The 23,304-nt window shown below is 63.7% G+C and carries 22 protein-coding genes and 1 pseudogene; 13 read left to right on the top strand and 10 right to left on the bottom strand.

Translation table 11 applies throughout. The features are described from left to right. Positions 1 to 54: 54 nt before the first annotated feature. The 4 genes from LB566_RS27590 (at position 55) to LB566_RS27575 (ending at position 3,132) form a co-directional block, all read left to right on the top strand. Positions 55 to 987, top strand: a complete 933-nt coding sequence (locus LB566_RS27590) for a VOC family protein (RefSeq protein ID WP_224629053.1) — start codon at positions 55 to 57, stop codon at positions 985 to 987. A gap of 11 nt (positions 988 to 998) precedes the next feature. Beyond that, positions 999 to 1,628 (top strand): alpha/beta hydrolase, encoded by a 630-nt coding sequence (locus tag LB566_RS27585; protein ID WP_224629051.1) that lies wholly within the window; start codon positions 999 to 1,001, stop codon positions 1,626 to 1,628. After that, positions 1,621 to 1,920, top strand: coding sequence for a GNAT family N-acetyltransferase (locus LB566_RS27580; RefSeq protein WP_224629049.1), 300 nt, complete (start codon positions 1,621 to 1,623; stop codon positions 1,918 to 1,920). Before LB566_RS27585 ends, LB566_RS27580 begins: the two co-directional genes overlap by 8 nt. Positions 1,921 to 2,073: 153 nt before the next feature. Continuing rightward, the gene (locus LB566_RS27575; protein ID WP_140554153.1) at positions 2,074 to 3,132 is read left to right on the top strand and encodes a dipeptidase; all 1,059 of its coding nucleotides are present in this window, start codon (positions 2,074 to 2,076) and stop codon (positions 3,130 to 3,132) included. Between the two features lie 5 nt (positions 3,133 to 3,137). Here LB566_RS27575 and LB566_RS27570 read toward each other — a convergent pair whose 3' ends face one another. Genes LB566_RS27570 through LB566_RS27555 form a run of 4 tightly spaced genes read right to left on the bottom strand, consistent with a single transcriptional unit; the run spans position 3,138 to position 7,860 of the window. Further along, the gene (locus tag LB566_RS27570) at positions 3,138 to 3,392 is read right to left on the bottom strand and encodes a hypothetical protein (RefSeq protein WP_224629048.1); all 255 of its coding nucleotides are present in this window, start codon (positions 3,390 to 3,392) and stop codon (positions 3,138 to 3,140) included. Between the two features lie 2 nt (positions 3,393 to 3,394). Then, positions 3,395 to 4,630 carry an aminomethyltransferase family protein gene (locus LB566_RS27565; protein WP_224629046.1) on the bottom strand — a complete coding sequence of 412 codons (1,236 nt, stop codon included), beginning with the start codon at positions 4,628 to 4,630 and terminating at the stop codon, positions 3,395 to 3,397. 58 nt (positions 4,631 to 4,688) lie between these two features. After that, positions 4,689 to 6,254: a phytoene desaturase family protein gene (locus LB566_RS27560; protein WP_224629044.1), complete on the bottom strand. Its 1,566-nt coding sequence runs from the start codon at positions 6,252 to 6,254 to the stop codon at positions 4,689 to 4,691. Beyond that, on the bottom strand, positions 6,241 to 7,860 hold the full coding sequence (locus tag LB566_RS27555) for a phytoene desaturase family protein (RefSeq protein WP_224629042.1): 1,620 nt from the start codon (positions 7,858 to 7,860) through the stop codon (positions 6,241 to 6,243). The genes LB566_RS27560 and LB566_RS27555 overlap by 14 nt, the downstream gene beginning before the upstream one ends. A 200-nt stretch (positions 7,861 to 8,060) precedes the next feature. On the opposite strand from LB566_RS27555, the gene LB566_RS27550 reads away from it, so the two are divergent. The 5 genes from LB566_RS27550 (at position 8,061) to LB566_RS27530 (ending at position 13,204) form a co-directional block, all read left to right on the top strand. Next, positions 8,061 to 8,861, top strand: coding sequence for a class I SAM-dependent methyltransferase (locus LB566_RS27550; RefSeq protein ID WP_224629040.1), 801 nt, complete (start codon positions 8,061 to 8,063; stop codon positions 8,859 to 8,861). 27 nt (positions 8,862 to 8,888) lie between these two features. Beyond that, positions 8,889 to 9,575, top strand: coding sequence for a transcriptional regulator BetI (betI, locus tag LB566_RS27545; protein ID WP_140880653.1), 687 nt, complete (start codon positions 8,889 to 8,891; stop codon positions 9,573 to 9,575). A gap of 34 nt (positions 9,576 to 9,609) precedes the next feature. After that, entirely contained in the window at positions 9,610 to 10,710 is a 1,101-nt protein-coding gene (locus LB566_RS27540; protein ID WP_224629038.1) for an ABC transporter substrate-binding protein, read from the top strand. A 110-nt stretch (positions 10,711 to 10,820) separates the two neighbouring features. After that, positions 10,821 to 11,897, top strand: a complete 1,077-nt coding sequence (locus LB566_RS27535; protein ID WP_224629035.1) for an extracellular solute-binding protein — start codon at positions 10,821 to 10,823, stop codon at positions 11,895 to 11,897. Then, positions 11,894 to 13,204, top strand: coding sequence for a flavin monoamine oxidase family protein (locus LB566_RS27530; protein ID WP_263498400.1), 1,311 nt, complete (start codon positions 11,894 to 11,896; stop codon positions 13,202 to 13,204). Before LB566_RS27535 ends, LB566_RS27530 begins: the two co-directional genes overlap by 4 nt. Here the strand turns inward: LB566_RS27530 and LB566_RS27525 are convergent. From LB566_RS27525 to LB566_RS27515, 3 genes are read right to left on the bottom strand one after another with little or no spacing between them, the layout of a single operon-like run. Then, entirely contained in the window at positions 13,168 to 14,241 is a 1,074-nt protein-coding gene (locus LB566_RS27525; protein WP_224629183.1) for an ABC transporter ATP-binding protein, read from the bottom strand. The genes LB566_RS27530 and LB566_RS27525 overlap by 37 nt on opposite strands. A 37-nt stretch (positions 14,242 to 14,278) precedes the next feature. Then, positions 14,279 to 15,103: an ABC transporter permease gene (locus LB566_RS27520; RefSeq protein ID WP_224629033.1), complete on the bottom strand. Its 825-nt coding sequence runs from the start codon at positions 15,101 to 15,103 to the stop codon at positions 14,279 to 14,281. Beyond that, positions 15,100 to 16,017 carry an ABC transporter permease gene (locus LB566_RS27515; protein WP_224629031.1) on the bottom strand — a complete coding sequence of 306 codons (918 nt, stop codon included), beginning with the start codon at positions 16,015 to 16,017 and terminating at the stop codon, positions 15,100 to 15,102. The genes LB566_RS27520 and LB566_RS27515 overlap by 4 nt, the downstream gene beginning before the upstream one ends. Positions 16,018 to 16,080: 63 nt before the next feature. On the opposite strand from LB566_RS27515, the gene LB566_RS27510 reads away from it, so the two are divergent. Further along, positions 16,081 to 16,326 (top strand): hypothetical protein, encoded by a 246-nt coding sequence (locus tag LB566_RS27510; RefSeq protein WP_224629029.1) that lies wholly within the window; start codon positions 16,081 to 16,083, stop codon positions 16,324 to 16,326. Positions 16,327 to 16,352: 26 nt separating this feature from the next. Continuing rightward, on the top strand, positions 16,353 to 17,771 hold the full coding sequence (locus tag LB566_RS27505) for an aminotransferase (RefSeq protein WP_224629027.1): 1,419 nt from the start codon (positions 16,353 to 16,355) through the stop codon (positions 17,769 to 17,771). 49 nt (positions 17,772 to 17,820) lie between these two features. Here the strand turns inward: LB566_RS27505 and LB566_RS27500 are convergent, their stop codons facing one another. Then, positions 17,821 to 19,023: an aromatic ring-hydroxylating oxygenase subunit alpha gene (locus LB566_RS27500; RefSeq protein WP_140500615.1), complete on the bottom strand. Its 1,203-nt coding sequence runs from the start codon at positions 19,021 to 19,023 to the stop codon at positions 17,821 to 17,823. A gap of 441 nt (positions 19,024 to 19,464) precedes the next feature. On the opposite strand from LB566_RS27500, the gene LB566_RS27495 reads away from it, so the two are divergent. Continuing rightward, the gene (locus tag LB566_RS27495; RefSeq protein WP_140554122.1) at positions 19,465 to 19,875 is read left to right on the top strand and encodes a hypothetical protein; all 411 of its coding nucleotides are present in this window, start codon (positions 19,465 to 19,467) and stop codon (positions 19,873 to 19,875) included. Between the two features lie 135 nt (positions 19,876 to 20,010). Here the strand turns inward: LB566_RS27495 and LB566_RS27490 are convergent, their stop codons facing one another. Further along, on the bottom strand, positions 20,011 to 22,098 hold the full coding sequence (locus LB566_RS27490) for a sensor histidine kinase (RefSeq protein ID WP_181169560.1): 2,088 nt from the start codon (positions 22,096 to 22,098) through the stop codon (positions 20,011 to 20,013). Positions 22,099 to 22,257: 159 nt separating this feature from the next. Next, positions 22,258 to 23,031 carry a response regulator gene (locus LB566_RS27485; protein ID WP_224629023.1) on the bottom strand — a complete coding sequence of 258 codons (774 nt, stop codon included), beginning with the start codon at positions 23,029 to 23,031 and terminating at the stop codon, positions 22,258 to 22,260. Between the two features lie 45 nt (positions 23,032 to 23,076). Here LB566_RS27485 and LB566_RS27480 point away from each other — a divergent pair. Next, a pseudogene (locus tag LB566_RS27480) lies at positions 23,077 to 23,304 on the top strand (DNA-binding response regulator); the annotation flags it as partial.

The raw sequence follows: 23,304 nt of genomic DNA, 5'->3' as shown, positions 1-23,304 counted from the left end.
TCATATTGGCGGGGACAGCGGCAGGGGCCGCGACACAACAAGGGAGCAGCACTCATGCTTGACCAGATCAAGGGTTTGCATCACGTCACCTCGATGGCCAGCGATGCCCGCCAGAACAATGAGTTCTTCACTGGGAAGCTCGGCCTGCGCCGGGTCAAGAAAACGGTCAATTTCGACGCGCCCGACGTCTATCACCTCTACTATGCCGACGAGCTTGGTACGCCTGGTTCGGTGATGACCTATTTTCCGTTTCCGAACATCGGCAAGGGCCGTCACGGCGTCGGCGAGGTCGGCACCACCGCCTATTCGGTGCCGCAAGGCACGCTCGCCTATTGGGAACAGCGCTTCGCCGAGAAAGGCATCACCGGGCTGTCTCGCGACGAGACCTTTGGCGAGAAGCGTCTGGCCTTCGCCGGGCCGGACGGCGACGGTTTCGCGCTTGTCGAGGACAGCGCCGACACGCGCGCGCCATGGGCGAAGGGCGGTGTTCCCGCCGACGAGGCGATCCGTGGCTTTCACTCCGTGTCGTTGCGCCTGAAGGATGGCGGCGCCACCGAGGAGTTGTTGAAGTTCATGGGCTATGAGGAGGTCGACAGATCCGGCAATGTCAGGCGGCTGGCGGTCAGGAACGGCAATGGCGCCGACGTCGTCGACATCGAATCGCTACCCGGTGCCGCCTTTGCCGATCTCGGCGCGGGCTCGGTCCATCACGTCGCCTTTGCCGTCGAGGACCGCGCCAAGCAGCTCGAAGTGCGCAAGGCGCTGATGGATACCGGCTACCAGGTGACGCCGGTGATCGACCGCGATTACTTCTGGGCGATCTATTTCCGCACGCCGGGCGGCGTTCTGTTCGAAGTCGCCACCAACGAGCCGGGCTTCGACCGCGACGAGGACACCGCCCATCTCGGTGAAGCCTTGAAGCTGCCGGCGCAGCATCAGCACCTGCGGCCCTATCTCGAAAAGCACCTGCAGAAGCTGGAAGACTGAGGGGCGGGGTCATGAGCACAGACAGCTACATCCACAAGGTGCTGCCCGGTTCGCCGGGCGGTCCGCTGCTCTTCGTCTTCCATGGCACCGGAGGCGACGAGGGCCAGCTCGTCCCGCTGGGGCGCGATCTCGCGCCCCAGGCAACCATCATCTCGCCACGCGGCGATGTGTCTGAACAAGGCGCCGCGCGCTTTTTCCGTCGCACCGGCGAGGGCGTCTATGACATGCAGGACCTGGAGCGCGCGACGCGGAAGATGGCGGGCTTCGTCAAGGCGCAGATAGCAGCGGCGAAGCCGTCGGCGATATACGCTCTCGGCTACTCCAATGGCGCCAACATCCTGGCATCGCTGCTGTTCGAAGCTCCTGACCTGTTCGACGCGGCGGTGCTGATGCACCCGCTGATCCCGTTCGAACCGGAGGTGAACGGCAGTCTTGCCGGGCGCCGCATTCTGGTGACTGCCGGCAGGCGGGATCCGATCTGCCCGCCGAACCTGACTTCGCGGCTTGAAGCCTATTTGCGCGCCGATGGCGCCGATGTCACAGTGGAGTGGCATGAAGGCGGGCACGAAGTGCGGCCAAACGAAATCGAGGCGGCGCGGCGGCTCTTTGCCGGCGTGGCCCAAGGAGTAAGTGATGCCTGACCAACTGCCGGAGATCGAACTCCAAGATCGTGGTTCCAAGGGCCGCTACGTGCTGCGCGGTCCGGGCGGCGCCGAGGCGGAGATGACCTTCACCAGGATCGGCGAGCACCAGATCATCATCGACCACACCGAAGTGCCCGACGCGTTTCGCGGCCAGGGTGCCGGGCTTCGGCTCGTCACCCGCGCCGTCGAGGACGCGCGCGCGGCGGGCAAGAAGATCATCCCGCTCTGTCCCTTCGCCAACGCCCAGTTCCGCCGTCATCCGGAGTGGGCCGACGTGCTGAAGGGGTAGGATCAGCCGGCGCTTTACCAGTCGGGACCCGCGGGAGTAAAACAGTGTGATAGGCCAGCACGGCTTTGGCATTTGCACGCTCGGCCCATCTTGCCTAAGTAGATATGATATATCGCGGGCGGCGTGCGACACATCGAACCGAATGATCCCTTCATGACCGAAACCGATCTCGTTCCCGTCTTCGACGGCCATAACGACACGCTGCTCAGACTCTATCAGTCGAAAGACCCGGACGTCGAAAAGCTGTTCATGGAAGGGAAATCGGGCGGCCATATCGATCTGCCGCGCGCACGAGCCGGCGGGTTTGTGGGCGGCATGTTCGCGATCTTCCCGCCGCCTGTCGAGAGAGGTCGGCGCGGCGCTGTCCCGTCGACACCCAGCGACACCGAGCCTTTGCCGCCCGAACTCCCGCACAGCGATGCGCTGGTCTCGACGATGGCGATGGCCTCGATCCTGTTCAGGCTGGAACGCGCCGGAGCGCTGAGCGTCTGCCGCAATGCCGCCGATGTGCGCGGCGCCATGGCGCGCGACTCGATCGCCGCGGTATTCCATATCGAAGGGGTCGAGGCGATCGATCCCGAACTCACCATGCTCGACGTGCTGCATGCCGCCGGCTTGCGCTCGCTCGGCATCGTCTGGAGCCGCCCGAACGCTTTCGGCCATGGCGTGCCGTTCCGCTTTCCGTCCTCGCCCGATACCGGTCCCGGCTTGACCGATGCCGGCAAGGCGCTGGTCAAGGCCTGCAACCAACTCAGGATCATGATCGACCTGTCGCATCTCAACGAGAAGGGGTTTCGTGACGTCGCCGCGCTCAGCGATGCGCCGCTGGTCGCGACCCATTCCAACGTGCATGCGATATGCGGCCACTCCCGCAATCTCACCGACTGGCAGCTCGGCGCGATTCGCGAAACCGGCGGCATGGTCGGGCTGAACTTCGCCACCGGTTTCCTGCGCGAGGACGGAAAGATGAACGCCGATACCGGCCTCGACATCATGGTGCGCCACATCGATTCCCTGCTGCAGGCGCTGGGTGAGGATGGGGTTGGCCTCGGCTCCGATTTCGACGGAGCCATGATCCCGGCCGTCATTGGCGATGCCGCCGGCCTGCCGAAGCTCATCGATGCGCTCGCCGCACGCGGCTTCGGCCGCGCGCTGATCGAAAAGATCGCCTACCGAAACTGGCTGGCCATGCTGGAGAAGACCATAGGATAGGAAGTTCAGCCGAATCCCATGCGCTTCAGCCAGTCCTTGCCGACGCCGCGGTCGCGGATGATCGGCAGCGGGTCTTCCGAATCGAGCCGCGCGCAGATGCGGTAGACCTCAAGCGTCTCGGCGCTCATCTCGCCGCGCTTGTAGAAGAACATGGCGGCGGCATAGCGTGTGCGGCCGGACCATTTTTCGCCGAGTGGCGTGTTGACCAGTTCCCACTGTTCGGCCGCCTCTTCTTGCTGCTTGTCGGCTTCCTCGCCCATGGTCAGAAATCCGCCGGCGGATTGGCGGTGCGGCGATCGAGCTTGATGAACGGCCGCGGCACCACCTTGGCCCGCTTCATCAGCTTCTGGTATTGCAGCTCGCGCATGGCGTAGATCTCGACCCAGAGGTCGTCGACGACGGTATCACCATATGGTCGCGCCAGCGAAGCGATGGCGATGTTGCGCTTGGCCATCGGCGACCACATGGCGGCACTGACCAGCCCGACCTCCTGGCTCTTTCTGTGATACACGATGGCGTGTTCGGCCGGGATGTTGCCTTCGATCTCCAACCCGACCAGCACATGCCGCAGCTTGCGCTTGGCGCGCGCCTCGAAGATGGCGCGACGGCCGTTGAAATGGGCCTTTTCCAGATCGATCATGAAGCCGAGCCCGATCTCGTCGGGCATGCGCAAGCGGTCGGCGCGGATGGCGTGTTCGGCTGTCGTGAAGTCCGCATTGGCGACGATCAGCCCGGCCTCGAGCCGGGCGCGGTTGAGCGGGGTGTAGCCGATGGCGCGGATGCCGCGCAATTCGCCGGCCGCCATCAGCCGGTCCCACAGGCTCAGCGCTTTGTCGACCGGTACGAACAGTTCGTAGCCGAGATCGCCGGTGAAGCCGGTGCGCGAGATGGTGACGGTTTCGCCATCATGCGGGAATTCGGCGAGGTCGAATGCCTTCAGCTTTCCGACTCCGGCAAAACCGGCATCACGCAGCACGGCGAAAGAGGTCGGACCCTGCAATGCCAGGCCCGCGACGGCGTCGGTTTCTTCTTCCACCGTCACATCGAACCCAATGGCGCTGTCGAGCAGCCAAGGCAAATGCCGCTCCTGCGAGCACAGCCGGAACCGCATCGGCGAGAGCCGGAACAGCGTGCCGTCATCGAGGACGAAACCCTCGTCGTCGCACCACGCGGTGTAGTGGACGCGGCCCGGCCTGAGCCTGGTCACGTCACGCAAGGTGACACGATCGAGGAAGGCTTCGGCATCCGTGCCCTCGATACGGTATTTGGTCATAGGCGAGATGTCGAAGAGTGCCGCCTGGCTGCGAATGGCGAAATATTCCAGCTCCTCGTCCCACAGCGAATGGGGGGCGCGGTAGCCCGCCCAGTTGTACCAATCCTGGGTCCTGGCCAGAGCATCGATGCGCGGCTGGAACGGCGTGCCGAGACGCAACGTGCGGAAGTGGGATTGGGCGGCGATGCGGGCGGATGGTGGAGGGATGGTGGGTTGATGATTCATGCCGGCGATCCTTCGCGCCCCCCGTAGAACTCAGCCTTGGCGAATTGCGAAATCATGCTCACCCCTTCATCGCGATGACGCGTCGCGCGGCATTGAGCCCTGGCGCGCCGGAGACGCCGCCGCCGGGATGCGAGCCGGCGCCGGCGAGGAACAGCCCGTCGAACGGCGTGTCGTAACCGGACCAGCCCGAGACCGGGCGCGAGATCAGCATCTGGTCGGCCTGCAATTCGCCGTGGTGCCAGTGGCCGCCCGGCATGCGGTAGCGCGTTTCGATGTCGGCGGGCGTCAAAAGCTCGGCATGGACGACGCTGTTGCCGATGCCGGGTGCGTAGGCCTCGAGCTGCGCCATGACCGCCTTGAGGAATTTCGGCTTGCCGGCATACCAGCCTTCTCGGAGCGCATAGGGAGCGTATTGCACCACCGCCGACAACACACAGGCGCCGTCGGGCGCGAGCGATGGATCGGCGAGGCTTGGCAGCGTGATCTCCATCACCGGTTCGGGCGAGAACGCGCCGTATTTGGATGGATTGAAGGCGCGCTCGACATGATCGGGCGAGGGGGCGATAACCAGCCGCCCCCTGTGGCCGGCGGCATCTACATCTGTGAATTGCGGCGGCCTGTCGAGCGCCAGGTGGAGCTTGGCGACATCACCCTTCATGCGGATGTTGTTCACCTTGCGCACGAAGCCGGTGTCGAGTTCGCGTGGACCGACAAGGTCGAGCAAAGTCGTCGCCGGATTTGTCGCGGAGACGATCGTCCTGGCGCGCAGCAGCTCGCCATTGTCCAATGCGACACTGACGGCGCGGCCTTTCTCGACAATGATCCTTGCGACAGGCGCCGATGTGCGGACGTTCACGCCGGCCTTTTCGGCCGAGGCGCGGATGGCGGCGATCACCGCGCCCATGCCGCCCTTCGGCATTATCTGCGCGCCGGCCGAACCGCCGGCCTCGCCGGCCAGCCGGTAGTAGAGGCCGAGCAGCGAGGTGGGCGAGCGCGGACCGAGATGGCTGCCGAGCGTCGCGTCGAAGGCAAGCAGCCCTTTCAGCCTGGTGTCGGCAAGCTGCTCGTCGAGCAGGTCGGCGACGTTCATCAAGAGTACGCGCAGGAAATCGCGCATGTCTTCCTTGCCGAGCCTTTTCAGCGCCAGAGCGGTCTGGCCGAACGCCGCCGTCTCCAGCAGCGACATGCCGGCCAGATCGGGCGGACGACGCGAGAGGAAGGGTTCCAGGATGCCGGCGTAGCGCAGCAGCTGCGCGCGCAACTGCTTCCACGCGGATTGCTCGGACGAACTTGCGCCGGTGAGCATTTCGCCATAGGCGCCGTGCAGGATGAGCGAGGGGCCGTCCATCGACAGCGCAACCGACGGCACGAAGTCGTCTGGGGTGATCCGCAGGCCATGCTTCTCCAGCTCCAGCGTCTTCACCACGTCGGGATGCAGGCGGTTCAGCAGATGGGCGATCGACGAGACATGAAAACCCGGCGCGAATTCCTCCGTGCGCGCGGCGCCGCCGAGATCGCTCCCGGCTTCCAGCAGCAGCACCTTGCGCCCGGCCTTCGCCAACGTGGCAGCAGTGACGAGGCCATTATGGCCGCCGCCAATGACGATGGCATCAAATGACGTCATGGGCCGGGCTCATATGCGAGGTCGATTTGGCGAGGTCGCGCAGGATTTCGGCCGCGGCATTGCGGCCGGGCGCGCCCATGACGCCGCCGCCGGGATGGGTCGAGGAGCCGCACATATAAAGCCCGCCGACCGGCGAGCGGTATTGTGCGTAGCCCGGCACCGGACGATTGAACAGAAGCTGGTCGAAGGTGAGTTCGCCCTGGAAGATGTTGCCTTCGGTCAGCCCGACCTCGGCCTCGATTTCGCGCGGCGTGCGCACCTCCATGTGGACGATGCGGTCGCGAAAGCCGGGCGAGTAGCCGGCAATCTGCGCAATCACGCTTTCGGCGAAGCCGTCGCGATCGGCGTCGGTCCATTCATGGCCGTTCACTTTGGGCGGCGCGTATTGCACGAAGCAGCTCATGAAATGCTTGCCGGGCGGCGCCATGGTCGGGTCGAGCGTTGTCGGGATGACCATGTCGAGGAAGGGATCGGCCGACCAGCGTCCGGCCTTCCAGTCGTCATAGGCGCGCTCCATGCGCTCCATCGAATCGGTGAAGTGCATGTCGCCGCGATAGACCGGCGAATCCTTCGGCAATGCCGGGAATTCGGGCAGCGAATCGAGCGCGATGTTGACCTTGCCGGACGAGCCTCGGATCTTGAAGTTCCTGACCCGGCGCAGGAAAATCTCGGGCAGTTCCTTTTCCTCGACCAGTTTCAGGAAGGTTCGCTTGACGTCGGCATTGGAGACGACGAGCCTGCCACGGATCTCCTCGCCGCCGGCCAGCACCACGCCTTTGGCTTTCCCCCTGCCGACCAGCACATGATCGACCTCGGCGCCGGTGCGAATGGTTCCGCCCGACGCCTTGAAGGACGCCGCCAGCGCCTTGGTCACCGCACCCATGCCTCCGCGCGCATAGCCCCAGGCGCCGACCGAGCCGTCGACCTCGCCCATATAGTGGTGCAGCAGCACATAGGCAGTGCCGGGCGACATCGGCCCGAGCGCCGTGCCGATGATGCCGGACAAAGCGAAATTGGCCTTGATGACATCGGTCTCGAAATATTCGTCGAGGAAGTCCGAGATCGACATGGTCCAGAAGCGCAGCGTCAGCGCCATTTCCTCCGCCGACAGGCCCGCGAATTTCCTGCCCAGATAAAGCAGTTCGCCGAGGTCGCGCGGCCGCAGGCTGGTCGGGTCGGGCGCGGTGCGCATCAACAGCGGCTGGATGAAACGGCACTGGCGTGTCACATCGCGCGCATAACGGTCATAGGCTTCGGCATCGCGTCGGGAGAAGCGCGCAAATTCGCGCCGGTGCGCATCGTGGTCCCGGTAATTGGCAAGATAGTCGCCATCCCTGGTGAACACCGCGCCGCCCTCATAGGCAATGACCTGCAGGCCGAAGCGCGGCAGTTCGAGGTCGCGCATGATTTCAGGGCGAAACAGCGAACAGACATAGGAACAGTTGGAATAGAGGAAGCCCGGCGTCAACTCCCGGCTGGTGGCGGCGCCGCCGACCCAGGGATTCTTCTCCACCACCAGCACGTCGAGGCCGGCGCGCTGGAGATAGCAGGCGTTGACCAGGCCGTTGTGTCCGCCTCCGATGACGATCGCATCCCAAGCTTTCATTTTGGCCCAGTCTTTCCATGCGATCCGCTGTTCATTTGGCGCAATCCGTCCTCTTAACGCGCGAAATTTGGCATGGCAGTTGTCGTTTTGTCCAGCCATATTGAATGAATGTTCAACAAATGATATTGCGTTTTCCCAGACATGGGCTAGGCTTTGCAGGCGTTCGAGACGGACATTCATCGATTGGGGATCGAGGGTTGATGATCGAAACGGCCGAGGCCGAGCCGGAGTATGACGATGCCGCCATCCGCTTCCTCGAGGCGCTGTGGGGAGACGGCTACCTGTCGCCGGGCGGGCCCGACGAAGTCGACCGCGTGCTCGAGGGACTTTCGCTCGCAGGCAAGACCATCCTTGACATCGGCTGCGGGTCCGGAGGCATCACGCTGCATCTGGTCGAACGGCATGGCGCTGCGCACGTCACCGGCTTCGATGTCGAGCGGCCGGTGATCGAAACGGCCAGGCGGCGGGCAGCCTCCCGCGGGCTTGCCGACCGCGCCTGCTTCATCCAGGCGCCGCCTGGGCGGTTGCCTTTCGAGGATCAATCCTTCGACGTCGTCTTCTCCAAGGATGCGCTGCTGCATGTCGCCGACAAGGATGCGCTGTTTGCGGAGATATTCCGCGTGCTCAAGGCCGGCGGCGCCTTTGCGGCATCAAACTGGATGATCTCGCATGACGGCGAACCATCACCTGAGATGAAGGCCTATGTCGCCGCCGAAGGGCTGTCCTTCGCCATGGCCTCGCCGGTGCGCTACGCACGGGCGATGCGCCAGGCGGGCTTTGCCGAGATCGCGGTTCGCGACCGCAATCCCTGGTATCGCGAAGTGGCGCGGGGCGAACTGGAAAGGCTGAAGGGGCCGCTCTATCCGACGGTCGCGGCGGCGGTGGGCGCCGCCTATGTCGACAAGAACATACGAACCTGGGAGGCCATGCAGAAGGTGCTTGACAGTGGCGAGCACCGTCCCACTCATCTTCGCGGGCAAAAACCGAAGATGGTCGGCTAGCCGGCGATGTGGAGCATGACCGTACCCATGAAAATTGCAGCACGCCAAGAGCAGTCCGCCGAGGCATCGAGCGAACCCGAGAAACGCGGGCGCAAGGCTTCCAAGGAGGTCAGGCAGCTTCAACTGATCGAGGCGACGATCGATTCGCTGGCCAAGCGCGGCTATTCGGAGACGACGATGGCCGACGTCGCCGATGGCGCGGGCCTGTCGCGCGGCATCGTCAATTTCCATTTCGAGAGCAAGGAAAAACTGCTGATCGCGACCTTGCAACATATGTATGACGAGTACTCGGCGCATTGGCGCAATGCCTTGGAGAAGGCGGGGGACGACCCCGCCGACCAGCTGCGGACCCTGGTCGCGGCCGATTTCGACCGTTCCATCTGCAACAAGCGCAAGCTGGCGGCCTGGTGCGCCTTCTGGGGCGAGGCCAAGTCGCGACCGACCTACCAGGCGCTGAGCAGCGCCCGCGATGCCGTCTACCAGAACATCTTCATCGAGCTCTGCGCGACGCTCAAGCAAAGCGGCGGCTATGCCTATGAGCCGCAGGTCATGGCGCTGGCGCTCAGCGCGATGCTGGAGGGGCTGTGGCTGCGCTTGATGATGGGCACCGAAGACACCACCCGCGAGAGCGCCTTGCAGGCAGCCAATGAATTCCTGTCGGCCGCATTCCCCAAACATTACCAGGGAGCAGCCGCCACCCGTCGCAAGGCATGAAGCAATCGATAAAATAAAAGAGGATGGAACAGCAATGAGGACATCAATCCAGCGACTGACATTGGCCCGACGCCTGACATTGACCCTGGCATTGACCGGTGTGCTGGCGGCCTCGGCCGCAGCCATGGCGGTTGCCGCCGACAAGGACCTGGTCGTGTTCGACTGGTCCGGCTATGAGGATCCGAGCTTCCATCCGAAATATGTCGAGAAGAACGGCGATTCGCCGACCTTTGCCTTCTTCGGCGACGAGGACGAGGCGTTCGAGAAGGTGCGCTCCGGTTTCAAGGCCGACCTCGGCCATCCCTGCTCGCAGAGCGTGGTGAAATGGCGCGAGGCGGGCCTGCTGCAGCCGCTCGACACATCGAAGATCACAGGCTGGAAAGATCTCAATCCCGGCATCATGGCGATGAAGGATCTCGCCACGACCGCCGACGGCAAGGCCTGGTTCATGCCCTGGGACTGGGGCAATACGCAGCTCACCTATAATTCCGAAAAGGTCGACGCCAAGGACGTGCAGTCGCTGAAGGCGTTCGCCGATCCGAAGTACAAGGGCCGGGTTTCGATCGGCGACAATGTCGATGATGCCTATGCGCTGGCAAGCCTCGCCATCGGCGTCAAGGACTGGACCAAGATGACCGACGACCAGTTCAAACAGGCGTCGGATTTCCTGCGCCAGGTGCATAAGAACGTGCGCTCCTACTGGACCGACACAACGGACGTGGTGCAGCTTTTGAGCGGTGGCGAGGTCGATCTTGCCTGGGCGTGGAATGACGCCACCGTGCAATCGGTCGCCGCCGGCGTGCCGATCAAGGCCAAAAAGGACACTGACGAAGGCATTTCGACCTGGGTCTGCGGCTATGTGCTGTTCAAGGACGCGCCCGGCAATGTCGACAAGGCATATGATTATCTGAACGCGGTCAACGATCCCGACATCGCCAAGGTGCTGGTCAAGGACTGGGGTTACGGTCAGGCAAACGCCAAGGGCATGGCCGGTGTCGATCAGGCCGTGCTGAAGGAAAAAGGCTATGACGATGTGCAGAAATTCGTCGACAAGACGCTGTTCCAGTCGCCGGTGCCGTCGCAGCTCAAGCTCAAGATGATCGCCGAGTTCGAGAAGATCAAAGCCGGCTATTGAGCCGGTTCGGCCGCCCGTCCGCCTGCGGAGATGGTGGGCGGACGGGCTCGCCAAGAGAGGCGAATTCTCCTAACCTCGCGGCAGCATTTTCGCGACGGGGAATTCGCACCATGAAGCCAGTGCTACGCCGCCTTGTCCTTGCCGCCGCCTGCGTGATCGGCGCCGGCGCCGTCTGTGCCTGGGCGGAAGGTGGCGGCGACCTCGTCGTGTTCGACTGGTCCGGCTATGAGGACCCGCTGCTGCACCCCGCCTATGCCGCCAAATACGGCGCCGAGCCGACCTTCGCCTTCTTCGGCGACGAGGACGAAGCCTTCGAGAAGATGCGAGCCGGCTTCAGGGCCGACATCGCGCATCCCTGTTCGCAAAGCGTGGTCAAGTGGCGCGAGGCGGGCATGCTGCAGCCGCTCGACACGTCGAGGATAGCAGGCTGGAAAAACCTCAATCCCGGCATCATGGCGATGAAGGATCTCGCCACCACCAACGACGGCAAAGCGTGGTTCATGCCGTTCGACTGGGGCAACACCTCGCTTCTCTACCGCACCGACAAGGTGACGCCGGAGCAGGCGCAATCGCTCAGGATCTTCGCCGACCCGAAGTTCAAGGGGCGCGTCACCATCGGCGACAATGTCGACGACGCCTATGCGCTGGCGAGCCTGGTCATCGGGCTGAAAGACTGGACCAGGATGACCGATGCCCAGTTCCGGGAGGCGTCCGCCTTCCTGCGCGACGTGCACAAGAACATCCGTTTCTACTGGACCGACGACACCGATCTCAACCAGGCCTTCATCGGCAATGAGGTCGATCTCGTCTGGGGCTGGAACGAGACCTATGTGACGCTGAAGGGGCAAGGCCTGCCGATCGCCATGAACCGCGACAGCAAGGAGGGAATCTCGACCTGGGTGTGCGGCTATGTGCTGATGAAGGACGCGCCGGGCAAGCTCGACCAGGCCTATGATTTCCTGAGCGCGGTCAATGCGCCCGGGGTGTCGGACTATATGGTCAAGACCTTCGGCTACGGCCATGGCAACGGTGCCGGCATGGCCGCGGTCGATCACCAGGTGCTGGCCGACCGCGGCTTCGACGATCTCGATAAATTCCTCGACAAGACGCTGTTCCAGCAGCCGGTGGCGCCGGAGCTCAAGCAACGCATGGTCGCCGAGTTCGAGAAGATCAAGGCCGGCTATTGAACAGCGAATCCGCACGAGCCGATGTCGTCATCATCGGCGCCGGCTTCACCGGGCTGTCGGCCGCGCTCGAGCTGAAAAAGGCCGGCGTCGATTTCGTGCTGCTCGAGGCGCGCGACCGTGTCGGCGGGCGCGTCGAGTCGATGGAGATCGGCTCCGGCGAGCGCATCGACAGTGGCGGCCAGTTCCTGTGCGAGGACATGCCGGAGCTGATGGCGCTCGTCGGCGCGCGCGGCAAGACGCTGGTCGAAACCTATGTCCATGGCGAGTTCATTGTCCAGCCGCCGATCTCCGCCGCCGAGGCAAAGCGAACCTATTCTGGTTCGATGGCGATCCGCGAGCGGATGAACGCGATCGCGCCGGACGATCCCTCGATTGCCGGGCTGACCGTTGCCGCCTGGCTCGACCGGCAGGACGATGCCGATGCCGCCAAGGCAGCCTTCCGCTCGATGATCGAGGGCCTGTGGTGCCTGGCGCTGGAGAAACTGCCGCTCTGGCACCTGATCGACAATGACCGACGCATCACCAATGAGGTGCCGGAGCTGCAGTATTTCCTGCGCGAGACGATGCAGTCGCTGGCCGAGGACCTGGCCGGCGATCTCGGCGACCGGCTGTGGCTCAACGCAGCCGTTTCATGCATCGAGCATGGGCCGCAAGGCGTTCGCATCGTCTCGGCGGCGGATATCATTGAAGCACGGGCGGCACTTGTCGCGGTGCCGCCGGTCATAGCGGCGAAACTGGACTTCGCACCCGCTCTGCCCGAATCCCTGGCGAAGGCGCTCGGCGTCTGGGAAAGCGGCGCCGTGATCAAGGTGCTGGTGCGCTACCCCGCTGCCTTCTGGCGCCGCCGCGGCTTGAGCGGCATGGTGATGTGGCGCGACCCGCCGGGGCTGTTCGCCTGCGATGCCAGTCCGGATGAAGGCCGCGCGGCGCTGGTCGTCTTCGTCGGCGGCCCGCTCGCCCTGCGCTTGGGTGAGCTTGGCGAGGCTGCGTTGCGCGCCGAAGTGACCGGTAAACTCGTGGAAGCCCTCGGCCCCGACGCGGCCGAAATTGCGGGTTTCAGCCAGCGCGACTGGACGCATGACCGCTGGAGCGGCGGCGGCTACAGCGACCTCATCGTCGACGTCGCGGCGACCGATGCCGAGCCCGTGCTCCTGGCTGGCGCGCCGCCTGTTCATTTCGCGTCGTCGGAGCTGTCGCCGTCATTCCCCGGCTATGTCGAAGGGGCGATCGTTGCCGGTCGCATTGCGGCGCGAAAGATCATCGCGGACCGTCAATCCGCCATCGCCACCAAGGCTTCGGGATCGTAGGCAAGGCGGATCGAAGTGCCGACCGGAATATCGTCGGCGCCGAAATCGTTGGTCTCGGTTACCGACAGCGGCTTTTCCAGGCCGGGGATCTCGACGATCAAATGGGTGATCTCGCCGAAATAGTGGCGTTCGACCACCTTTCCGGCAACCTCGAACTTGGCCGTCGCATTGTCCCACAACACGCGCAGGCGCTCCGGGCGGATGCCGAGCGTGGCGCCGCCGCCATTGCGCACGAAGGCTTTTGGCTTGTCGGTCTTCACACGGCCGAAGCCCAGCGTGTCGACGACCAGTGAGGCGCCGTTCTCCTCGACGATCTCGGCCTTGACGAAGTTCATGCCGCCGAGGAAGTCGGCCACCTGGCGGTTGACCGGCCGCTGGTAGATCTCCTTGGGCGAGGCGACCTGCGCGATCCTGCCGCCGAACATCACGGCGATGCGGTCGGACATGGCCAGCGCCTCATACTGGTCATGGGTGACCAGCACGAAAGTGATGCCGACGGCCTGCTGCAGGCGGCGCAGTTCGACCTGCATCTGCTCGCGCAGCTTCTTGTCGAGTGCCGACAGCGGCTCGTCGAGCAGCAGCACCTTGGGCCGCATCACCAGCGCGCGGGCAAGCGCGACGCGTTGCCGCTGGCCGCCGGACAGTTCAGTGGCGAGCCGCTTGCCGAGACCGGTCAGCGAGACCTGCGCCAGGGCTTCATCGACGCGGCGCTTCTCCTCGCCGCCCTGGAGCTTCAGCCGCTTCAGGCCATAGGCGACGTTCTGCTCGACGTTGAGATGCGGGAATATCGCATAGCTCTGGAAGACCATGTTGGTCGGCCGGCGATTGGGTGCGATGCCTTCCATCGGCTGGCCGCCGACCGAAATCGAACCGCTGGTCGGGTTGTCGAAGCCGGCGATCATGCGCAACAGCGTGGTCTTGCCGCAGCCGGACGGGCCGAGCAGCGAGAAGAATTCCCCCTCGCGGATGCTCAGGGAGGCATCGTCGAGCGCCTTGAAGGCGCCGTAGCTGCGGGTGACGCCGTTGATCTCGATCATCGTCCGTTCGGACAGGGCTCGTCCGGATGAAACCTGCTCAGGCATAAAGCCCTCCCTCGTTCTGGGTGCGTCTGGCGGCGCGGCGGCGCAGGATTTCGGCGACGGTCATCAGCAGGAAGGAGGCGACCAGCAGCAGCGTGCCGAGCGCGAGCACGCCCGGCAGTTTGGCCGCGAAGCGCAACTGGCCCCAGATATAGATCGGCAGCGTCGCCTCGGTTCCGGTCAGGAAGAAGGCGATGATGAACTCGTCCAGCGAAATGGTGAAGCAGACCAGCAGGCTGGAGATGATCGCGGGCGCCACCATCGGCAGCGTCACCCGCCGGAAGGTGCCGAAGGCGCTCTCGCCGAGGTCGGCCGAGGCCTCCTCGAGGCTGCGATCGAAACCCTCGAAGCCGGAGGTCAGCACCGTCATCGAATAGGGGATGCAAACCAGGACATGGCCGAGCACGACGGTAAACAGGGAGAGGCTCAAGCCGAGCTGCAGCATCACCAGCAGCATCGAGATAGCGACGATGACTTCCGGCAGCACGAGCGGCGCCATGATCAGACCGTTGATGGCCCGCCGGCCGGGATAACGGTAGCGGGTGATCGAGCGGGCGGCGAGGATGCCGAGGACCGTCGAAAGGACGGACGCCGAGACGCCAACGATCAGGCTGTTCCAGGTGGCGTCGAGCAGCGCCGGCGTGTTGGGCAGGTCCTCGTACCATTTGAGGGTGTAGCCGGTCAGCGGGAATTTCGGCGTCGCGGCCGTGTTGATCGAAAAGATCGGCAGGAAGATCACGGGCAGATAGAGGAAGACGATATAGAGGAAGGCGTAGGCCGACAGCCAGCCGCCCGGCAGCAGGCGTCGCGCCGCACTCATCGCGCAAGCCTCTGGGCGGCACGAATGACCAGCACCGTGACACCGGCCATCAATGTCACGACCAGCATCGTGGTGACGGAAAGGGCGGCGCCCAGCGGCCAGTTCGAGGCCTTGCCGAACTGCGCCTGAATGGCGTTGGCGATCATGACGCCGTCCTTGCCGCCGACGAGCTTGGGGGTGACATAGTCGCCGACCGTCGGGATCATGACGATCAGCGCCGCCGAGATGATGCCCGGCGCCGACAGCGGCAAGGTCACGCGAAGGAACGAACGAAAGGGACCGTCGCCGAGGTCCGTGGCCGCCTCCACCAGGGTCCGGTCGATCTTCTCCAGCGAGACGAAGATCGGCAGGATGGCGAAGGCCGCCCAGGCGTGGGTCAGCGTGATGATGACGGCGCTCGAATTGTAGAGCAGCGCTGTCGACGGCTCGTCGATAATGCCGAGGCCGATCAGCCCGGAGTTCAAGACGCCATTATAGCCGAGGATGACCTTCCACGACATCACGCGCAGCAGGTAGCTGGTCCAGAACGGGATGGTGATGAGGAACAGCCACAGGCTCTTGTGGCGGCCGCCATGGAAGGAAATGAAATAGGCGATCGGATAAGCCAGGACGACGGTGAAGAAGCTGACCGTCAGCGAGATATACAGCGAGCGCCACAACAGATCGCGATAGATCGGCTCGGTCAGGGCGATGCGGTAGTTTTCCAGCGTGAAGGTGCGGTCAATGGTCAGATAGTTCTGCGTCCAGAAGGAGTGGGCGATAACCACCAGGATCGGCAGAACCAGGAGGATGAGCGCGTAGAGAAAGGTCGGGCTGATCAGGGCAAAGCCCTGCACGGGTTCGGATTGCAGAAGGGCGTTTCGTCTGGCCCGCGTCATGCGCAACGGGGGCGACCCTTCCGCCGCCGCCGTCATTGCCAGACTCCGGAGGGCAGGGCTCCGGCTGTGATCTCGGTTGCTGGCCTGGAGCGTCCCGCCATGCGGTATCCCATTGGACTGACGCCGGCTGTTTGTTCCCAATTTTGTTTTGGAGCGCGATCGAACGCAAAACCGGTGACCACTTTTGCTGATCGCGCTCCAAGCTTGCCGGCTTTCTTTCATCATGCCCGCATCCGCGGATTGAAATCAAGCGCTATTTCTGAGATATTGATTGAACGGACATTCAAAATAGCGCGGATTATGCCGGATATTTCCGGCACTGCCGGCCAAATTTCGAAATCCTGAATTCGACGAATGATGTGGAGATGACAATGGCGGCTGCGAGGGACCTGAAGGCGAGCGACATGGCCGAAGCTGGAGCCGCCGATGCCGTCGAGTTGGCCAGGCGCCATCTCGTCCAGCCCTGGCCGTATGCCGGTTCGGTCGGCGCGGAAGCGCGCGCGCTGATCGGCGAAGGCGACGGCATCTACATCACCGACGGCACCGGCAAGCGGTTGATCGACGGGCCGGCCGGCATGTGGTGCGTCAATGTCGGTCATCGGCGCGAGGAACTCGCCAGGGTGATGTACGACCAGGCGATGGCGTTGTCCTACAACACCCCGTGGTACACGATGAACGTGCCTTCAGCGGAACTTGCCGGTCGCATAGCCGGTCACGCGACCGGTGATCTCAGCCACGTCTTCTATACCACGGGCGGCTCCTCGGCGGTGGAGACGGCTCTGCGCTTCATGCAGTTCTACAACAATGTGCGGGGCCGGCCGGAGAAGAAGCTGATCCTGTCGCGCGGCGGCGCCTATCACGGCTCGACCTATCTGTCGGCCTCGCTCAATGGCCGCCCGCGCGACCGTGACTGGATGGACGGCGCCGACGAGCTGGTGATCAAGCTGTCCTCGCCCGATCCGTTCCGTCGTCCACAGGGCATGAGCATAGCCAGTTTCACCGACTTCCTCGTCGACCAGTTCCGCGGCACCGTCGCGCGTGTCGGCGCCGACAGGATCGGTGCTTTCGTCGGCGAGCCCATACAGGCTTCCGGAGGCGTTGTCGTGCCGCCGGACGGCTATCTCAAGCGCATCCGCGAGATCTGCCGCGACAACGACATCCTCTATGTCTCCGATGAGGTGGTGACGGGCTTTGGACGGCTGGGCCATGTCTTCGCCTCGGGCGATGTGTTCGGCATCGATCCCGACATGATCACCTTCGCCAAGGGTGTGACGTCAGGCTATTTCCCGCTCGGCGGCGTCATCATATCGGAACGGCTGCTGGAGGAACTGCGCCGGTCGAACCATCCCGACGCGATGTTCGGCCATGGCCTGACCTATACCTCGCACCCGGTCGGCTGCGCGGTGGCGCTCAGGAATCTCGACCTTCTGGAACAGGGGATACTTGCCCACACGCAGGCGGTCGCGCCCTATTTCCAGGCGCAGCTGAAGACGCTGGAAGAATTGCCGCTGGTCGGCGAGGTGCGCGGCCTGGGATTGATGGGCTGCGTCGAATGCGTCGCCGACCGCGAAAGCAAGGATCCGCTGCAGCTCGATAAGGATGTCGGCAAACGCATCGACGCGCATTGCCACGAGCTCGGCCTGCTGGTGCGACCGCTGATCAACATGTGCGTGATGTCGCCGCCGCTGGTCATCACGCGCGAGCAGATCGACGACATGGTCGGCATTTTGCGCGAGGGCATTTCGCGCACGATGGATGATCTCAGGAAAGAAGGGGTGTGGCGGGGGTGATTGGCTAATCTCCCCACGAGGGGGGAGATCGGCAGCTTCGCCGTCCCGCCTACCCCCGCGACCTGAGCGCGTCGTTCAAGTTCCACATGTCCTTCTCCTCCGGCGCCGTTTCGAGCCCAAGCACGGGGATCTGCCTGCGCAGATGGTCGTGGTGGGTGCGCACTCCGTATTCGAGGTCGGAGAGATAAAAACCCTCGAAGGCTTCCGACAGCATGGATTCGTTCGACCACACCGAAAGCTGGACATCCTCCGACATGGTGTCGCGGTCGATGCGGAAGGAGAGGTAGCGGGCCGCGGCCTGCTCGCGGCTTTCGTCGCGATAGCGGTAGATGGCGCCGCGCAGCAGGGTCTCACCCGTCGACAGCGGGAACTCCTGATAGAATTGCACCGATTCCGGCATCACCGAGAGGACCGCGTTGGGGAAGATGCCGTAATAGACCCAGGCCTTCTTCAGATAGTCCGGCAGATGCGCCGGCTCCGGCGCGATCTTGACGTAGTTCCTGACGCTCCAGCGACGGCCGGCATGCGGGTTGTAGCTGGCGAAGGAGCGCGACACGCCGTTGACGAAGGGTTCGTCGAAATAGGTCGCGCCATAGAGGTCCTGCAGAGCCGGGTGCGCCATGGCGACGTGATAGCCCTCATTGTCGACGTCGCGCACCGACTTCCAGTTGACCGGAGTTTTCTGGGTCCAGATGCCCCAGGAGGGCACCATGTCGGCGGCCTTGTAGTGCGAGAATTCGGGCTCGATCGGCTTCATCAGCTCGGCGACGGACGGCTGCGGGCCGCCAGCGCGGAAGCGGATGAAGATGAAGCCCATCCAGACCTCCAGATCGAGCGGCATCAGGCCGAACTCGGTCTTGTCGAGATCGGGAAAGGAACGCGGGCGGGCAGCGCCGCGCAACGTGCCGTCGAGATTGTAGACCCAGCCGTGGAACGGGCACACAAGCGCGTTCTTGCAGTTGCCCTGGCTGTCGGCGACGACACGGCTGCCGCGATGACGGCACATATTGTTGAAACCCCGCACGACGCCGTCCTTGCCGCGCACGATCAGAGCGCGTTCGCCGACGACGTCCATGGCCAGGTAGTCGCCGGCGTCAGGGATGTCGCTGACATGTCCGGCGATCTGCCAATGGTTGCGGAAAACGTGCTCCTTCTCGAGTTCGAGAAGGGCATCGGAATGGTAGCTCCAGCCAGGCAGTCCCCGCCGGTCCCAATCGTTGGGAATGGCCACGTCACGGAGATGCGGGTTCATAAAACGTCTCTTCTTTTTATTGAATATCCGTTCAATATAATCATATTTTTCATTGAAATGCAATGGCTTGTGCAAACAGTCGTACTTTGGAAAAAAATTTGCGTGCCGATTGCGACCCGATCCGATGTGACGGTCCGCCCCGAAAACCCCGGAGAATCCGGGCGTTAGGTCGGGTTTCAAAGCTAGGTTCCGGTATGGTTTCCGAAGCAAATCCCTGCCAGCAGGGAAGCCGAGGCAAAAGGGCGCCACGCGTCTTGCCCGCTTGCCGATCCGCCGAGCCGGGATCGGCAAGCAGGCGCGTGATGTCCCCTTGGTGGAATCTGGCCGCGAAGTGCCGTTTCAAGGCGGTTACAATATCAAATCCACGCCAGCTTTCCGCTGATACAGAGCGCGACTAAGTTCGTTTCATCCAAAAAAGAACCTTAAACGAAGGGGATGATGATGCATGCGAAAGTTCAGATTGCCAAGAACGACTGCCGGGCCCAGGCTCCGGAGCGCGTTAGCCGCCGCCCGAAGCTGGCATTGCGCCAGCGCGCCAGCGACCACCCCATGGCAATGTTCATGGCGCTGGCTGCTTGCGCCTTCGCCGGCATGGCGTTCACGCCGACGGTCGGCCCCGCCTTTGCTTCGCTCAATCCACCGGCCAACGTCGTCGGCGGCGCAATGACCACCACCAGAACCGCACGCCTGCCGGTGCCGATGATCGACTTTGCCTGCAAGGGTCAGGCGTGGGGCGCCGAGAGCGTCGATTGCCTGCGGGCCATAGCCGAGCAGTCCGGAGCGCACAAAGCCCGTGCGATCCGGATGATCGCCAATGCCGCGCCACTGACCAATACGCCGAACGTTTTCTGAGTACTCGCTGAAACATGGTTCCGAAGCGGCTCCGCTTAGGATCATGTCGCGGCGCTCCCCGAGCGCTTCCAGCGCTCCCTTCGGCTCCCGCCGCTTTGTCGGTCGGGGGCCTTTTTTAATACCGGTCGGCGCGGCCTATCCCTTCAAAGCCGCCTGTTCGGCGATGGCGGAAAGCACGCTGCGCACATCCAGTGTGCTGAACGGTTTCTCCAGGATCTGCGGACGCTGCAAGGGCGGCAACGCCTCGATTTCGGCCTTGGCGCCGATCAGGTCGCCAGTGACCAGCACGAAACGCCGCGCCAGTTCCGGCCTTTCGGTAAGCAACTCTCGATAGATGGTTATGCCGCTTGTTCCAGGCATGCGCAGGTCCGAAAAGACGATGTCGGGCGGCATGTGGCCAGCCAATATGGTTGTGGCCGTGTCCCAGACGAGCGCGATCCGTGACTTGATGCCCATTAATTCGAGTATGTCGGAGAGCGAACCGGCGACGTCAGGCTCATCATCGATGATCAAGGCGTGGCGCAGCCCGCTCGATCGCGGCTGGCTCTGGCCGGCAATGGCGATGCCGGCTGCAATGGCCGGCAGCTGGACGACGAAACGGGCGCCATTCGGCAGCACTTCCTCGAACCAGACATTGCCATTGTGCCGCTCGATAATCGATTTCGAGATGGACAGGCCGATGCCGGTGCCGACGCCGACCGGTTTGGTGGTGAAATAAGATTCGAAGATGCGGGACCGGATCGTTTCCGGCACGCCAGGCCCATTGTCCTCGACCGAGAAACCGGGATCTCCGCGCTCGCTGCGGAAGGTCCGCACCTTGATCAGCCGGTCGCCGCCTACGCCGGCCAGCGCATGCTGGCTGTTGATGAGGAAATTGGCCGCCACCTGGGTGACGTGATCGGCGTCGGCCATGGCCAGCAACGGGCCAGGCGCGAAATCGGTATCGATGATGATGCCGCTCGAGCGCGCGCCGTAGGCAGTCACCTCGAGCGCCGCGCGGATCACCTGGTTGAGGTCCGTCTCGGCCCGCTCCGTGGGATGCAGCCGGACCATCGACAGGAAGCTCTTGACGATACGGCCGCAACGCTCGGCGGCGGCGCGCACTTTCTCGGCGCGAACCTTGGTCTGCGGATCGGAGGCGAATTCGTGCAGCAATGTCGACTGCGCGACAACCACGGCCAGCGGGTTGTTGAGCTCATGCGAGACGCCCGCAAGCAGCGAACCCATCGCCGCCATCTTCTCGTTCTGGTGCAGCTTCTCGCGCTGCCGGTTGATCTCCTCCTCGGCGCGCAGCTTGTCGCGCAGGTCTCGGATGGAGCCGAAGATCAGGCGGCGGTCGGCGACCCGCATCTCGGTCGCCGTCAGTTCGATGGGGAAAATCTCGCCGGCGGCGTTCTGGGTCACGGTCTCGAGCCGCTGCCCGACCATCGGCGCGCCGCGCCCGGACATATATTCGGCCCCCGAAGCATAGCCCTTGCGGTAGTAGATCGGCACGATGGTATCGAGCAGGTCCTTGCCGAGGATGTCGCTGCGCAGGAAGCCGAACATCTTCTCGGCGGCCGGATTGAATTCGACGATCGAGCCGGTCTCGTCGATGACGATGATGGCATCGAGCGAGGCCTGCAGCATGGTGCGGCGGATGACCTCGCTGGCGTGGGCGTCGGAGGGCGAGCGTTCGATGGCATCGCCGATGGCCAGCGCGATGATGTGCAGCGTCGCCTCTTCCTCGTCGGTCCATTCGCGCTCCTCGACGCAATCATTGACCGCCAGCGTCCCCCAGAGATGGCCGTGCGCGAAAACGGACACGGACAGGAACGATTTGATGCTCTGTTTTTCGAAATCGGCTCTCAGGAAGCCTTCGAGATCGCGCGTATGGCCGGCGAAAATCTTGCCCTGCCGTTCATCCTCCTGCAGGCGTTCCAGCAACGGATCGGCGTTGATGATCGACTGCACGATCACCGTCGGCGAGGCCAGCTCGCCACCGAACACGGGATCGATCCAGTAGGCGGCCACGGATTGGGCAAATCCCTGGCCGGGCAGTTCGCGCAGGCGAAACAGGATGCCGCGCTGGCAGTCCATGGCGCGGCACAGCGTTTCCAGTATGGCGTCCATCTCGCGCTGCCAGTCGCCGGCCTCGCGCAGCCGGCGGACCACACGCACTGCCGCCATCGCCGCGCCTTGCCGGCCGTCTTGCATGTCCGTGCCTGCTGCTTCAGCGGTCATTTTCAGCCATTGTTGCGGTGCCAAGCGGATTTCATGCGCCGCGTTTCAAATCCTTGTTTTATACCTTGTCCCAAACCGAGAGCGTTTTTGGACGGCAGGCATTTGCGTCGGATCCGTCCACAGACCAGCACGGGCGAAGGAGGAATCTCCTGCGCCCGCTCAGTTGCCGTCGCCGGCCGGCAGCGAGAAGATATAGCCTTCGCCGCGCACCGTGCGCAGGAATTTCGGGTTGGCCGGGTCCGCCTCGATCTTCTTTCTCAGGCGCATGATGCGGATGTCGACGGCGCGCGAGGATTCGGGATCCTCGGTGAAGCCGATCGCCTCCGAGATCGCGGCGCGCGTCAAAAGCCGGTTGGCGCGGGTGAGGAAAATCTCCAGCACGTCGAATTCGCTTTTGGCCATGTCGATTACCGCACCGTTGGCGCCGGTGACCAGCCTGCCGTCGAGATCGGCCCGGAACGGTCCGAAGGCAACGGAGCGGCGCTCCGTTCCGGCTTTCCTGTCCTGCGATTCCGTTGGCTGCGGGACGCGGCGCAGCACGCTGCGGACTCTCGCCAGCACCTCGCGCAACTCGTATGGCTTGACGATATAGTCGTCGGCACCGAGTTCCAGGCCGACGATGCGGTCGAGCGCGGTGCCGGCGGCGGTGGCGTAGATGATGCCGATCGGCAGTCTCGAGCGCAACCAGCGGCCGAGCGATAGACCATCCTCACCCGGCATGGCGATGTCGAGGATGGCGAGATGGAACGACTGCGTTTCGACCAGGCTGCGCGCGGCGGCCGCGGTTTCGGCGGTCGCCACGTCATAGCCGGCGGCGCCGAGATATTCGGCAACCGCCTCTCTCAGATCGGGCTCATCCTCGACAATGACAATTCTCGCCCGCACGATGCGCTCGCTCCCACTTTCGGTGGAAAGTAGATTGGGTATAAACATGATGTCCAGCACTCATATCGGGTTGCCAGGAAACGGTTGGAAAACATGGCCGCACGCGCCGTCATCGGGCTTATCTGCGTCGCCGACGTGGTGGCGACCGAACTCGCCGATCACCTCGATCGCCGGGGCCACGACGTGCGTCAGGCGCGCCAGCCCTGGGAAGCGGAATCGATGCTGGCCGGAAAGGACGTCGACGTCGTCGTCGTAGGTGACAGCCTCAGCCAGGCGGAGGGACGTGATCTGCTCAGGCGTTATGGCGGCCAAGGCGGGGGT

The organism is Mesorhizobium sp. CA13, from assembly GCF_020165235.1.
Lineage (GTDB): Bacteria > Pseudomonadota > Alphaproteobacteria > Rhizobiales > Rhizobiaceae > Mesorhizobium.
This window is presented reverse-complemented; position numbering and strand designations above follow the sequence as displayed.